Origin of the sequence: Frankia sp. CgMI4, from assembly GCF_001756285.1 — a bacterium.
GTDB classification, from domain to species: Bacteria; Actinomycetota; Actinomycetes; order Frankiales; family Frankiaceae; genus Frankia; species Frankia casuarinae.
In genome coordinates, this window is sequence record NZ_MAQZ01000114.1 from 206722 (window position 1) to 221056 (window position 14335).

The 14335-nt window shown below is 71.9% G+C and carries 11 protein-coding genes; 7 read left to right on the forward strand and 4 right to left on the reverse strand.

Annotated elements, in window-relative coordinates; all coding sequences use genetic code 11:
- Positions 1–5 precede the first annotated feature (5 nt).
- Positions 6–2456: an AAA family ATPase gene (locus Manayef4_RS19830; RefSeq protein WP_139140153.1), complete on the reverse strand. Its 2451-nt coding sequence runs from the start codon at positions 2454–2456 to the stop codon at positions 6–8.
- A 126-nt stretch (positions 2457–2582) separates the two neighbouring features.
- Between Manayef4_RS19830 and Manayef4_RS19835 the strand changes: the two genes are divergently transcribed.
- The 5 genes from Manayef4_RS19835 (at position 2583) to Manayef4_RS19855 (ending at position 7363) form a co-directional block, all read left to right on the forward strand.
- Positions 2583–3410: a histidine phosphatase family protein gene (locus Manayef4_RS19835; RefSeq protein ID WP_011437042.1), complete on the forward strand. Its 828-nt coding sequence runs from the start codon at positions 2583–2585 to the stop codon at positions 3408–3410.
- A gap of 6 nt (positions 3411–3416) precedes the next feature.
- Complete coding sequence (locus Manayef4_RS19840; RefSeq protein WP_023841062.1) at positions 3417–3959, forward strand: DUF3090 domain-containing protein; 543 nt, start codon at positions 3417–3419, stop codon at positions 3957–3959.
- Between the two features lie 202 nt (positions 3960–4161).
- A complete protein-coding gene (locus Manayef4_RS19845) occupies positions 4162–4941 on the forward strand; it encodes an SCO1664 family protein (RefSeq protein ID WP_070132853.1) in 780 nt (259 codons plus the stop codon).
- Positions 4942–5141: 200 nt separating this feature from the next.
- Positions 5142–6464, forward strand: a complete 1323-nt coding sequence (gene mshC, locus Manayef4_RS19850) for a cysteine--1-D-myo-inosityl 2-amino-2-deoxy-alpha-D-glucopyranoside ligase (protein WP_175443436.1) — start codon at positions 5142–5144, stop codon at positions 6462–6464.
- 2 nt (positions 6465–6466) lie between these two features.
- Complete coding sequence (locus tag Manayef4_RS19855) at positions 6467–7363, forward strand: hypothetical protein (protein WP_011437038.1); 897 nt, start codon at positions 6467–6469, stop codon at positions 7361–7363.
- A gap of 130 nt (positions 7364–7493) precedes the next feature.
- Here Manayef4_RS19855 and Manayef4_RS19860 read toward each other — a convergent pair whose 3' ends face one another.
- Positions 7494–8336, reverse strand: a complete 843-nt coding sequence (locus Manayef4_RS19860; RefSeq protein ID WP_070132777.1) for a PAC2 family protein — start codon at positions 8334–8336, stop codon at positions 7494–7496.
- Positions 8337–9003: 667 nt separating this feature from the next.
- Between Manayef4_RS19860 and Manayef4_RS19870 the strand changes: the two genes are divergently transcribed.
- Both Manayef4_RS19870 and Manayef4_RS19875 read left to right on the forward strand, forming a co-directional pair.
- Positions 9004–9222, forward strand: coding sequence for a hypothetical protein (locus tag Manayef4_RS19870; protein ID WP_139140154.1), 219 nt, complete (start codon positions 9004–9006; stop codon positions 9220–9222).
- A gap of 74 nt (positions 9223–9296) precedes the next feature.
- A complete protein-coding gene (locus tag Manayef4_RS19875) occupies positions 9297–10139 on the forward strand; it encodes an HAD family phosphatase (RefSeq protein WP_070132855.1) in 843 nt (280 codons plus the stop codon).
- 41 nt (positions 10140–10180) lie between these two features.
- On the opposite strand, the gene Manayef4_RS19880 is transcribed toward Manayef4_RS19875, so the two are convergent.
- Positions 10181–12712, reverse strand: a complete 2532-nt coding sequence (locus tag Manayef4_RS19880) for an FtsX-like permease family protein (RefSeq protein ID WP_070132780.1) — start codon at positions 12710–12712, stop codon at positions 10181–10183.
- Positions 12713–12716: 4 nt separating this feature from the next.
- The gene (locus tag Manayef4_RS19885; protein WP_070132782.1) at positions 12717–14039 is read right to left on the reverse strand and encodes an ABC transporter ATP-binding protein; all 1323 of its coding nucleotides are present in this window, start codon (positions 14037–14039) and stop codon (positions 12717–12719) included.
- Between the last annotated feature and the right edge of the window lie 296 nt (positions 14040–14335).

Consider the following 14335-nt stretch of genomic DNA (forward strand, 5'->3'; position numbering starts at 1 on the left):
ACACTTCAGACTGTCATCCGTTCGTCGCCGTCCCGTACGCGGGCTGCCTCCCCAGCGGTCGCGCCGCCCGCCCGCCGCGCGTCGGATCCGCCATCGGGCCTGCCGTCCGGCCCCCCGTCGGGATCTTCGTCGGGATCTTCGTCGGGATCGTCGAAGCCGCCGGCGGTCTGCCCGGCGAGCAGAGCCGGGAGCAGCGTCGTGCGGCGCCGTCCGCCCGAGCTCCGCACGGCGTTGCGGATGGCCGGGCCGTTCACGGCCACAATCGACAGGTGGGCCTGCGCCCGGGTCAGCGCCGTGTAGATCAGCGGACGGGTGAGCATCCGGCCGGCCTCCGGCGGGAACACGGCGACGACGGCGGGCCACTCGCTGCCCTGCGCGCGGTGCACCGTCACCGCCCAGCCGTGCCGCAGATCACCGAGGACACCGGCGGGCACCTCGACGACGCCGCCGGGAAACGCGACCCGCAGCGCACCGCGTTCGCCCAGCGCGACGACGGTGCCGATTTCGCCGTTGGCGAACCCGACGTCGATATGGTTCGCCGTGGCCACCACACGGTCCCCGATGTCGAACCCGGAGACGGCGCCGCCGCCCGGGTTCAGCGTGCCCTTCAACGCGGTGTTGAGCGCCGTGGTGCCTGCCGGACCGGCGTGCACCGGGGTCACGACCTGGATGTCCGCGACGGGAATGCCGAGCGCGCGGGGGATGGAGTTGGTGACGAGCTGGACGGTGCGATGCGCAGCCTCGCCGGAGCTGCCGGACGGCACCACCACGACCTCCCGGCCAGGCCCCGGCGGCGGCAGCTCCCCGCCGCGTACCGCGGCGGCCATCGTCGCGATGGCGCCGCCGTCAGCCTGTCGGTACAGCCGCCGCAGCTCGGTCACCGGGACCTCACCGGACTCGAGCAGGTCGGCGAGGATCTGCCCCGGTCCGATGCTCGGCAGCTGGGCCGGGTCCCCGACGAACATCAGGTGCGTGCCGTCCGCGCAGGCGTCGAGCAGCGCGGCGGCGAGCTCCGCGTCGAGCATCGACGCCTCGTCGACGACGACGAGGTCGGCGTCGATCGGGTTGTGCTCGCCGCGCGCGAACCCGCTGCCGCGCCCCTGGGCCTGCAACAGCCGGTGCAGGGTGCTCGCCGGCGCCCCGCACAGCTCCTCGAGGCGTTTGGCAGCCCGTCCGGTCGGCGCGGCCAGTGCGACGACCGCCTCGGCCGCCCAGGCCAGTCGTACGACGGCCGCGACCGTGCGGCTCTTGCCCGTTCCCGGCCCACCGGTGAGCACACTGACGCCGGACTCCAGCGCGGCGCGCGCCGCCGCGAGCTGGAGCTCGTCCAGCCCGGTCACCACCTCGTCGTTTGCCGGTCCGCCGTCGTTTGCGGGTCCGCCGCGGCCCGCCGCGGCGGCGTCCCGGTTCGTGTCCCCCTCGGTGCCATCGGCGCCGAGGGGGCTCTCGTCCCCCCCGTCCTTGTCGTCATCCTTGTCGTCGTCGAACGTCAGCGCCGTAGGAGGCGGGGCGGTGGCGGCCCATGCGGACACGGCCCGCCCCGCCGGATCGTCGTCGTCGACGGATCCCAACCCGTCGTACCCAGGCCCGTCGTACCCAGGCCCGTCATCGGGTCGGCGGCGGGCTCTGGGGGCGCCCGCGCGCAGCGGCTCGGCGGTCGCCGTCAGCCGTTCGATGCCGTCCGCGACGGACTGCTCGGCCATCGCGTACCGCTCCAGCGCGATCCGGTCGCCGACGGTGATGATCCGCCCGTCGTCGAGCGCCACGGTCAGCGCCGCGCTCGGATCGGCCACCCCCTCGCGCGCGGCGGCACGCAGCACCGCCTGCACGGGGCCCGCGGTGTCCCCGGCCCGGGAGGCGGCCCGGCCGAGCAGATGGGTGAGTACCGCCGGGCCCCGGCGCGGATCGTCGCGCTGCAGACCGCGGCGGCGGGCGAACCGGTCGGCCTGGGCGATCTCGGTGTCGGCGGCGGTCAGCAGCATCCACGGATCGGCCCGCAGGAGGTCGGCGGACGCGGGTCCCAGCAGGTCGGTCACCCCGCGCGCGAGCCGGGCCGGAAGATCCGCGGCGACGAGCAGTTCGACGACCGCGTACGTGCCCGCCACGGCGCGGAAGCTGTCGGCGAGCCGCCGGGCCCGCGGCCCGGTGACCCCCTCGACGGTGCCCAACCGGCCGACGTCGACGTGGTCGGGCCGGGTGATCCCGGCCGCGGGCAGCCGGYCGGCCGTCGTGCGGCCCAGCCCCGGCCACAGCCCCGCCCCGCAGAACGCGGCGAAGACCTCCTCGGGGTCCGCTGGCTGCGGGTCCGCTCGTGCCTGCGGGCCGACCGCGTCGGGCTCCGTGGTGGAAGCGGTCGTGTACTCGTCCGGCATGCCGGGAAGCGTAACGACGAACCGTTCCGCCGCTGTTGTAGCCCGCTGGGTAGCGTGGTATCCGGGACGGCGCTGTGGCGGCATGGCTGTAGGAAGGCGATGTCGCGTGTTCCGACCGATGCGCGTCCGGGCCCACCCGTGCGTCCGGGCCCACCCGTGCGTCCGGCCCGGCGGAGACAGTGAGCGTCAGCAACAGAAGGGACGGACCGGTTGACCACAGTCCTGCTGGTCCGCCACGGCCTGACCGCCGTGACCGGCAAGATCCTGCTTGGTTGGACGCCCGGCGTGGGGTTGGACGACCGTGGCCGCCGCCAGGCGTCGGACCTGGCGCGACGCCTYGCGGACATCCCGCTGGCGGCGATCGTCAGCAGCCCGCTCGACCGCTGCCGCCAGACGGCCGCGGCGATCGCCGGACGCCGTCCGGTCAGCGAGGCCAGCCCGGGCGGTCCGCGGCAGGTCGAGATCGACGAGCGGCTCGGTGAGTGCCGGTACGGTGACTGGACCGGGCAGGAACTGGCGACCCTGGCGAAGGATCCGCTCTGGGCGGTGGTGCAGAGCCATCCCAGCGCGGTCGTCTTCCCCGGTCCCGAGGGTGAGGCACTACGGGACACGCAGGCCCGTGGGGTGAGCGCCGTGCGGGAGTGGAACGAGCGGCTGGGCCCGGACGCCACCTGGTTGCTGTGCTCGCACGGCGACGTGATCCGCACGGTGGTCGCCGACGCCCTGGGCATGCATCTGGACATGTACCACCGGATCACCGTCGATCCCTGTTCCCTGACCGTGATCCGCTACAACGAGCGCCGCCCCTTCGTCCGGCGCATCAACGACACCGGCGGGGACGTCGTCGAGCTCCTCCCACCGCCGCTACCCCGGGCAGAGGGCTCCGCCGGGGCCGCCGACGCCGCGGCGTCGTCTCCCGGGTCCCGGAAGTCGCCGGAGCCGCCGGAGTCGCCGGGGTCCAGCGGGCTCGACGTGGACGAGGTGATCGGTGGCGGTGCCGGCGGTTTCCGTCCCAGCGCCGGTGGTGGAACGGGCTGATCGGGCATGCCGCGCCGGATACACGTCTTCGACCCGCCGCAGCGGTTCGTTGTGGGCACCGTAGGCCTTCCCGGCGCCCGATCGTTCTACCTGCAGGCCCGCGACGGGGCGCGGGTCGTCACCGTCGCGGTGGAGAAGGCACAGGTCGCATTGCTTGCCGAACAGCTGACCGAGCTGCTCGACGAGTTGGGCCGCCGCGGCGCGACGCCGCCGCCCGAGCCCGCCCCGGCCGACCCCGACCTGTCCCCGCTCGATCTGCCGATCGACGAGGAGTTCCAGGCCGCGACGATCGCGCTCGGCTGGGATCCGCGTGGCGGACGGGTCGTCATCGAGGCGCAGGCGACGGGCCTGGCCGACTCGATCGTCGGATTCTCCGACGATCCCGACGGGCCGGACGCCGTCCGGGTCCTGCTGGGGTCCGAGCAGGCGCGCTCGTTCGTGCAGCGCGCGGCGCGGGTCCTGGCCGCGGGCCGGCCCTCCTGCCCGTTGTGCGGGCAGCCGTTGGACGACGGTCACGTCTGCCCGCGCCAGAACGGTCATCTGCGTTGATGCGGCCGGCGAGGGGCGCCGGGCCCGCCCGCCGCGGGTGCGCGGTTCGTGGTAGCGGTGCGGTTCGTGGTAGCGGTGCGGTTCGTGGTAGCGGTGCGGTTCGTGATAGCGGTGTGGTCCGGTAGGCCGGACGGTGTGGGAGAGATGTCGCTCACCGTCCGGTCCGGTGACATCACCCTGCCGGACCGGACAGACTGAGGTGATGGGCGTCTCCGCGGCGAGTTCCACTCCGGGGTGGCGACCGCCACTGCATCCGATCGACGGGGGTGGCCTCGACGCCCCCGCCGCCCTCGACCTCCTTCGCCGCGGTGACCTCGAGATCACCGCCCGGCTGGTCGACGCGAGCAACACGACGCTCTGCTGCGACATCTGCGCCGACGGGGTGACCGGCCGCTGCGTCTACAAGCCGGTCCGCGGCGAACGCGCCCTGTGGGACTTCCCGGACGGCACCCTCGCCGCCCGCGAGCTGGCCGCCTACGAGGTCTCCGAGCAGCTCGGGCTTGGCATCGTCCCGCCCACCATTCTGCGTGACGGCCCGTTCGGCGAGGGCATGGTGCAGCTGTGGATCGACACCGACGTCACCGTGGACCTGGTGGCGCTGACCCGGTCCGACGACTCCCAGCTGCGCCGGATCGCCCTGTTCGACGTCGTCATCAACAACGCCGACCGCAAGGGTGGGCACCTGCTGCCGGCGCCCTCCGGCCGGATTCACGGCATCGATCACRGTGTGACCTTCCACACGGACGGCAAGCTGCGCACCCTGCTGTGGACCTGGCGGGGAAGGCGGCTCGACGCCGAGGAGACCGCCTTGCTCGACGACCTGCGTGAGGCGCTCGCGGGCCCCTTCCGGGACCGGCTCGAGGAGCTGCTCACGGTCACCGAGGTCGACGCCCTCACCGTGCGGGTCGACGGGCTTCTGGCCGAGGGCCGGTTCCCGTTGCCCTCGGGGGACTGGCCGGCGATCCCCTGGCCGCCGTTCTGAGCGGGTTCCGGTTCTGAGCGGGTTCCGGTTCTGAGCGGGTTCCGGTTCTGGGCGGGTCACCGGTGCGGATACAGGTGCGGGAGAACATGGGATGTCACCGTCGGTGACCCGAGGTGGATCGGCTTGGGATGCTGTCGGCTACGCTGCGGTTACTCTCCTTGTGCCCGCCGGAGAGTCGGTTCGCGGTTACTCTGACACGCATGCAGGCGTGGCCATCTCCTCCGATACGTTCTCTTCCCGGTCACGGGAAGCCACTGAGGATCTTCGATACGRCCACGTCGAGCGTACGCGAGTTGGCGCCGGCCGTCACCGCAAGGCTGTATGTGTGTGGCATCACGCCCTATGATGCGACGCATCTGGGGCATGCCTTCACCTACCTCACCTACGACCTCGCGCAGCGTGTGCTGCGAGACGCCGGGCATCACGTCCACTATGTACAGAACGTAACGGATGTCGATGACCCGTTGCTTGAGCGAGCCACCCGTGACGGGCTGGACTGGCGGGCCCTCGCCGACCGGGAGATCGACCTGTTCCGCGAGGACATGACCGCGCTGCGGATGTTGGCGCCGGACGCCTACGTCGGGGTGGTCGAGGCCATCCCGATGATCGTCGACATGGTGGTGGAGCTCGTCGACCGGGGCGCGGCCTACCAGGTCGACGACGACCTGTACTTCTCGATCGCCACCGCACCCGCCTTCGGGGAGATCTCGCATCTCAGCCGGGCCGAGATGCTGGCGATCTGCGCCGAGCGCGGGGGTGACCCGCGCCGGACCGGCAAGAAGGACCCCCTCGATCCGCTGCTGTGGCGCGCCCACCGCCCCGGCGAGCCGTCCTGGCCCTCGCCGTTCGGCCCCGGCCGGCCCGGCTGGCACATCGAGTGCTCCGCCATCGCCCGCCACTATCTCGGCGGGGTCATCGACATCCAGGGTGGCGGAACCGACCTGAGCTTTCCGCRCCACGAGTGCAGCGCGGCGCACGCCGAGGTCGCCGCCGGCATCCGGCCGTTCGCCCGCAGCTACGTGCACACCGCGATGGTGAGCCTCGACGGCCACAAGATGTCGAAGTCGCGGGGCAACCTGGAGTTCGTCTCCCGGCTGCGCCGGGCCGGGGTGGATCCGGCGGCCCTGCGGCTGGCCCTGCTCGATCATCGGCACACCGAGGACTGGGAGTGGACGCCGGGCCTGCTCGACGACGCCGTGGACCGGATGAACCGGTGGCGGGCCGCCGTCGCCCTGCCCACCGGGCCTGACGCCATGGGACTGCTCGCCRCCGTGCGTGAGCGGCTCGCCGACGACCTCGACGCCCCGGGTGCCGTCGCCGCGGTGGACGCCTGGGTCGGCGCCGCGCTCGCTGATGCGGGCGGCTCCGCCGGTGCGGGCCCGGATCCCACCCATCAGGGGGGTCCGGTTCGCGGTTCTGGCGGTGACGTGCCCGCCTGGGGGGAGGCGCCCGCACTCGTGCGGCGCCTCGTTGACACACTGCTGGGCGTAGACCTTGAACCCGTCAGACCCAGAGGGAGCTGAGGATGGGAGCTCACCATCGCCGGGTGGATCCCGGGGCAGCGACCGAACGGCCCGCCTTCGACGAGGTCGCGCATGGCTACGACCCTCATCAGGTCGACGACTACCTGGCCACGCTGTGGCGTTACGCCAGCCAGGTGACCTCGCGCGCGGCCGCGGCCGAAAGCGCCCTGAAGCACGAGCGGGCCCGCAGCGCGAACATGGGCGTCGAGGGCCTGGCCGCGCAGGCCGGCGGTCGGATCGGCCAGATGCTGACCATCGCCCAGCAGGAGGCCGAGGAGATCGTCACGGGCGCCCGCCAGATCGCGGAGGCGGCGCTGGAAGAGGTGATCGAGGACGCCGGGGCGAACCACCCGATCGTGCGGGAGGCTCGGGAACAGGCCGAGAAGCTCCTCCTCGACGCCGTGGAGGAGAGCCGCCGGCTCGCCCGGGAGCGGCATGCCGAGCTGGAGGTGGAGATCGCCCGGTGCACCGCCTCGCTCGAGGCGCTGCGTCACCAGCAGGGTGAGATCATCGGCGCGATGCTGCGCCTGCGGGGGGTCCTGGCCTCCGACGAGGTGGACCGGGCGGTCACCGACCTGGCCCGGGCGGGTGCGGCCGCGCCGACGACGTCGGGCACGTCTGGGACGCCGGGCGGAGCCGGTCCTGCCGGTTTTCCCGCGGGCGGTGCGGTCCCCGCGGGCGGTGCGGGAGCGTCGGATCTTTCCGAGACCGCGTGGGCGACCGGTCGCGTCGCCGGCCCGGGGCGGCGTTCCCCGGGCCGGCATCGTCAGGCCGACGTCGCGGACGCGGAATCCCACACCCCGCCCACTCCGCGCGAACCGGTCACGAACTCGGCGAACGTGCCGTTCCGCCGTGGCGCCGACGAGGACATCATCGACGCCGAGATCGTCGAGGAGTAGCGAGATCGTCGAGGAGAAGGGTGGCCCGGTGGAGGTGCGGGGTGCGCCCTGGGCTCCCGRCCCGGGCGTACCCTCGCCCCCTTTCCTTCTTCTACCGATTCTTCTACCGAGCCGGCTCTCTTACCGGCCTTTACTGGCCGCGACGGCGCAGGTACCGTTCGAACTCCCGGGCGATTGCGTCCCCACTGGCCTCGGGCAGCGCCGTCTCGGGCTCGCGTGACTCCAGCGAACGGACGTACTCGGCGACCTCGGTGTCCCCGGCGGCGAGCTCGTCCACCTGCCGTTCCCACGCCTTCGCCCGCTCGGGAAGATCACCCAGCGGGATCTCGATGTCCAGCAGGTCCTCCACTCGGCGCAGCAGCGCGAGGGTCGCCTTGGGACAGGGCGGGTTAGCCACGTAGTGCGGCACCGCCGCCCAGAACGACACCGAGGCGAGCTCGGCCCGTGCGCATGCCTCCCCGAAGACGCCGACGATGCCGGTCGGCCCCTCATAACGGGACGGCTCCAGCCCGAGTCGGGCAGCCGTCGCCGCGTCCCCGGCGGTTCCGCTGATCGGGACCGGCCGGGTGTGCGGCGAGTCAGCGAGCAGCGCCCCGAGGGAGATCACCATGTCGCTGCCGAGGGCGTGGACGGCCTCGATCAGCTCGTCGGTGAACCCACGCCAGCGCATGTTCGGTTCCAGCCCGCGGATCAGCACCAGGTCCGTCTCGGACTTCGGCGGCCGCGCCACCGACAGGCGGGTGGTCGGCCACGAGATCTTCCGGGAGGCCCCGTCGGTCCCGCTCACCGTCGGTCGGTTCACCTGGAAGTCGTAGTAGTCGTCGGGGTCGATAGCACCGATGACACGGGCCTTGAAGGCGGTCTCCAGATGCTCGACGGYGGCGGACGAGGCATCGGCCGCGTCGTTCCACCCTTCGAAGGCGGCTACTACGACCGGCGACCGTAGTTGACCGACGCCGGAGAACTCGATCACCTACCACCTCCTGCCGCCCCGCGGCGGCCCACTGCCCCCGTGACAGTGCAACGGTACGTCCTCACGGAGACGACTCCTGCCCAGAGCCGACATGCGTGACGTCAGCCTCCCTTATGGCCCGTGAGCCGGTGACCCGCGGACGACCACTGGTCGTCCACGGGGAACCTACGCTGGTCCAGTCTGCCGATGTTCTCGTGGGAACGCCTTTCCTCGGTCTCTCGATGGCGCTAGACCCGGGCGGATCGGACATCCATTCCGGATCGATGCGGTGGCTGCACCGTATCGGCTCTGAACGGATACCCGCCGTCGCGGGAATGCGAACGGCCCGGCCCAGGGCCGCCGCCGGACCGGCGTGCCCCAGCCCGTGTTTGTGCGGACCGCCGCGCCGAGCACACCCGCGCGGTCCGACGTCACGCCTCCGTTCCCGCAGCTGTGCCACCCCGACCGTGCCATCCGCGACCGTGCCACCCGCGACCGTGCCACCCGCGACCGTGCCGTGGGCAACCCGCCGGGACGCGTCCGGCATTCCCACCCCGCAATCATCACCATGCTGTGATCACCGTACCGTGATCACCGTCGTGCCCGTGGCCGACATCCTCGGAGGCGTCCGGACGGGAGGGTAAACCGTACCGGTGGTAGGAGAAACCCGTCCCGGTACTCTTGGCCAGTGCGCGGTGATCTGGTGTCCGTCCTGACCGAGCGTGTGCTGGTGGCCGACGGCGCCATGGGCCCCCTGTTGCAGGCGGCCAGCCTCTGCCTCGACTCGGTGAATTTCGAKGACGGYGACGRCCCGTCGCGCGCCGAGGAGTTCCAGCTCGTGCCGGAGCAGTCCACCTCGGCGATCATCCTGTGCCACCCGGAGGCGAAGTACTTCGCGGCCACGTAGGCACCGTGCGGTCAACCGGGCACCGTGCGGCCGGACGACCCTGAGCTACCGAGCTACCTGAGCTAGGAGTGGACGTGGGGAGCCTTGCGGCGGTTTTCTTCGACATGGATGGCCYGCTCGTTGACACCGAGCCGATTTGGACCATCGCCGAGCACGAGGCGGCGGCGCGGCTGGGCGGCGAGTTCACCCCGGCGATGAAACGAGCCATGATCGGCCACGGCATCGACACCGCCGTGCCGCTCATGGTGTCGATGCTCGGCCGGCCGGCGTCCGACGTGGCGCCGACGGCGGAGTTCCTGCTGCGCCGCTCCGCCGAGCTGTTCCGCGAGCCCGGTGCGATCGTCCCGCAGCCCGGGGCGGTGGAGCTGCTCGTCGCGCTGCGAGCGGCGGGTGTCCCGACCGCGCTGGTTTCCTCGTCCTTCCGCGACCTGATGGAGCCGGTGCTGCACGTCGTCGGTGACGAGTTCTTCGCCGTGACGGTCGCCGGCGATGAGGTCACTCGCCGCAAGCCGGACCCGGAGCCCTACCTGACCGCCGCCCGGGTGCTCGGCGTCGACCCGGTTCGCTGCGTCGTCTTGGAGGACAGCCCGTCGGGAGCGCGCGCCGGGGTGGCGGCCGGGTGCGCGACCATCATGATCCCGTCCATGCCGGATCTGCTCGACCTGACCGCTTCGGGGGCTTCGGGGGCTTCGGGGGCCTCGGGGGCCTTGGAGGCCTTGGAGGCCTCGGGCGTCGCGRCTCGCGGCGAGCCGGTGCCCGCCGGGCTTGCGGCGCTCCTGGCGAGCCTGCACGACGTCACCCCGGACCTTATGGAGTCCCTCACCACCCCCCGCCTCAGCCCGTCCCTTCGCCCCAGCCGCCCTGGATACGAGCTTGGGGGAGTAAGGCACGGTTTTGGGGGCGAAGACCGGGCGTAGGTCCCCCGAACGGCGTCGGAGGGGGTGTGGGGTTGGGTGGGTCAGACGGCGGAGATGGCGCGCAGGACGTCCATGCGAGCGGCGCGCCGGGCGGGGAAGACAGCGGCGAGCACGCCGAGGATCGCCCCGGTGAGGACCACGAGCAGGATCGTCCGTACCGGGTAGGCGAACGTGCTGATTCCCAGGGAGGCCAGCGCCTTCRTCAGCGCCCAGCCGAAGATGCTCCCGACGACGACGCCCAGCACGGCTCCGAAGACCGAGATGATCACTGATTCAAGGATGACCATCAGCCTCATCTGCGACCGCGTCATGCCGACCGCACGCAGCAGACCGATCTCCCGGGTCCGTTCGATTACCGAGAGCGCCAGGGTGTTGACGATACCGAACAGTGCGATGATGACCGCCAGGKCCAGCAGCACGTAGATGAACCCGAGCAGCTGGTCGACCTGCTTCTCCTGCTGTGCGACGAACTCGGACTGGTCCCGGACCTCCACCGTGGCGAACGACTTGACCACCGTGGCGATCTCGGCCCGGACCATCGCCGGGTCCGCCCCGCTCGCCCTCTTCACCAGGACGAACAGGTCGAGGTCATCGGTGGAGTGCCGKGCGAACTCGCTCGTGGAGATGATCCACTTGCCGGCCACCTGGCTCTTCTTGTAGGTGCCCACCAGAGTCAGCTCCGCGCGGCCGTCGGCGAAGGTGACCGGGACCTTCTGCCCCACCCGTAGCTGGTGGTCCGCGGCGGTGGAGTCCTCGGCCAGGATCGTGCCGTCGCCGAGGGCGTGGACGTCACCGGTCACCTCCTTGATGGCCAGCATCTTGACCAGGCCCGCTGGGTCGCCGGCCAGCACCTGGGAGCTCTGCCCGGAGATCTTCACCAGGCCGCCCCGAAGACCCGTGGCGATCTCGATGCCGGGCTTGCCGGCCAGCTCGCGAGCCACCTCACCGCTGAATCCCTGCCCGAAGTTCTGCGGGGTCAGGTAGAAGTCGGCACCGAGGCTGTTCGACACCGTCTCCCGCACCGACTCCTTGATCGACTGTCCGAGCACGGAGAAGGCGCTGACCAGGGCGAGTCCGATCATCAACGCGGAGGCGGTGGAGGCGGTCCGGCGCGGGTTGCGCATCGCGTTCTCCCGRCCGAGTCGGCCGGTGGCCCCGAACATCCTCGCCAACGGTGCGCCGAGGACCCGGGTGATCGGTCCGGACAGCAGCGGTGAGAGGGTGGCGACGCCGAGGAAGATCCCCGCCGCGCCCACCCCGACGGCGGTGGCTCCCGGCTTGCCCGCCGAGGCGGTGCCGAGGATCAGCAGGACGATGCCGAGCGCGGTGAGCACCGACCCGGCGATCGCCCGGGAGCGCAGCGAGCGGGTCGGCAGCACGTAGGTCTCCCGCATCGCCGCGATCGGTGGCACCGACGCGGCCTTGCGGGCCGGCACGAACGCCGCCGCGGCGGTGATGAGCACGCCGACGGCGTAGGCGATCACGACGGTGCGGGGGCGGAAGACCAGCGCACCGCTGGGCAGCGCCACGCCGAACACACCGACGGCGACGCGCAGCAGCAGCGCGAGCCCCGCGCCGGACACCAGGCCGACAGTGGCCCCGGCGAAGCCGACCAGTGCCGCTTCGACCTGCAGGGACACCTKGACTTGACGTTTGCTCGCCCCGATTGCTCGCAGCAGGGCCAGCTCCCGCACCCGTTGGGCGACGAGCATCGTGAAGGTGTTGAAGATGATGAAGGCGCCAACGAAGACCGAGATGGCGGCGAAGATCAGCAGAAAGGTGGAGAAGCCGCTGACGGCGTTCTGCACAGCGCTGGCGCTCTCGTCCGCCAACTGCCTGCCGGTGATCGCCTCGACACCCGGTGGGAGTGCGGCGGCGACCCGGGCCCGCAGCTCCTCCTGGGTCAGGCCGGGCCCGGCGGCCAGGTGGATCGCGCTGAACCGGTCGGGCGCGAGCAGGACCCGCTGGGCGGTGGCGGTGTCGAACGCGGTGACGGCGGCGCCCCCGAGACTGTCCTGACCGCCGATCCGGAAGGTGCCGACCAGGGTGTACCGCGCGGGCGGACCCTTGGTCTGCACCGAGATCTTTGCCCCGAGCGACAGATGGAGCTTCTTCGCGGTCGCCCGGTCGACGACGATCTCTCCGGGGCCGGGCGGGCGACCCTCGGCGATCTCCTCCGCCGAGGTGGGCTGACCCCCGGTCCAGTTGATACCGATCCCCGGCGCACCGTTGGTGTTCGAGGGCTTGCCGGTGGCCGGGTTGACGAGGACGGCCTGGCCGTTGACCTTGCCGACCGCCACCCGCACCCCGTCCACTCCGGCGGCGGTGGAGACGAGCGAGGCCGGCAGCGGAGGGCGGCCGACGTCGCTCGTCGGGTCGATGGCGTTGACCGAGCGCACGGCGACGCTGACGTTCTTGTTGATGTCGGCGAAGAGGGTGTCGAACGTCCGGTTGAGGGTGTCGGTCAGGACCAGGGTCCCGGTCACGAAGCTCACCCCGGCGACGACCGCCAGCATGGAGAGCACCAGCCGGACCTTGCGGGCCAGCAGACTCTTGAGGGTGGCGCGCAGCATCGGCTCAGGCCCAGCCCGCCGGCTCCGTGCCGTCCGGGTGGTAACTGTCCCCCCCGCCGTCGACACGGCCGGGGTCGGTGAGCGGAGGCCCGCCGCCAGGCCTCGGCACCGGCCGGTGGTGGGAGCGGCCGGAGTAGTACTCCTCSCCGTGGCGCGTGCCGCCGACCCGCCTTGACGCCGGCTGCCCACCGGCGTCGGGCCCGAGGTCCGGGGCGGGGATCGCCTCGAACTGGCCGGTGCGCCGCTCCGGGTAGTGGCCCTGGTAGGGATCGTGCTCGTCTCGCCCGTAGGTCGGCTGGTCCGGGTAGGCCTGGTCCGGGTAGGCCTGGTCCGGGTAGGCGTAGTCGTCGTAGTCACCGGCAGGCCCGTAGCGACCGTCGGTGTCGTTATGGTCGTCCCGGTCGTCGGCGATCTCGCCGTCGGCCGCCAAGCCGCCCGCGGCGGCGTCGAGGTGCTTCATCCGGTCCAGCACCTCCTCCGCGGTCGGGTTCGCGATCGCGTCAACGAGTCGACCGTCGGCAAGGAAGATCACTTCATCCGAGTAGGACGCCGCCGTCGCGTCGTGGGTGACCATGACGATCGTCTGCCCGAGTTCGGAGACCGAGTCACGCAGGAACGACAGCACCTCGGCTCCCGACCGGGAGTCAAGGTTGCCGGTCGGCTCGTCGGCGAAGATGATCTCCGGCCGGGTGACCAGGGCCCGCGCACAGGCGACCCGTTGCTGCTGACCGCCCGAGAGTTCGCTCGGCCGGTGCTTCAACCGCGGTGCGAGACCGACCGCGTCGATGACGGTGCGCATCCAGGCCCGATCCGGCGAACGCCCGGCGATGCTCAACGGCAGCGTGATGTTCTCGGCCGCGGTCAGCGTGGGCAGCAGGTTGAACTGCTGGAAGATGAACCCGATGCGGTCGCGACGCAACCGGGTCAGTTGCTTGTCGGACAGYCGGGACAGGTCCACGTTGCCGATGAAGACCCGTCCCCGGGTGACCGTGTCCAACCCGGCCAGGCAGTGCATCAGCGTCGACTTCCCCGACCCGGACGGCCCCATGATCGCGGTGAATCGGCCGCGGGGGAAGGCCAGGTCGATCTCGCGCAGTGCCGTGACGGTGGTGTCACCGGAGCCGTAGACCTTCGTCAGCCTGGCGGCGCGGGCCGCGGGTGCGGCGTCCGGTCCGTCTTCTCGCCGGCCGCCCGGGTGCTCGGGAACCCGGCCGTCACGGCCGGCACCGTACTCGCCGGGCCGCGACCCGCGGTCCTCTCGGCCGGGCGGGCTGCCCGCGACCGCGCCCCGCTTCCCGCCTCGGGACGATCCGGTCCGTCGGGCCATCGTGATGTCCTCTCCCTCGCGGCGCGCCGTGTCCCTCTCGACACGGTCCCTCTCGACACGTCGTGCCTGCCCTGCCTGCGCTCGGCCCCGACTGACCTGGGACGGCTGTTCGGCTACCGTGGTCGATCTCCCCAACGACCGAACGATGATCGGCATCTTGCCGTCGCTGACTGTACCGCCGGCAGTATTGAAGGTCCGACCAATATTACTTTTGGTGATCGGGCGATATGGCATGCCTCCGAGGACGCCCGGTGGAGCCACCGCCGCCGGCGAGCTGAGGATGCCGGCACCGTAAA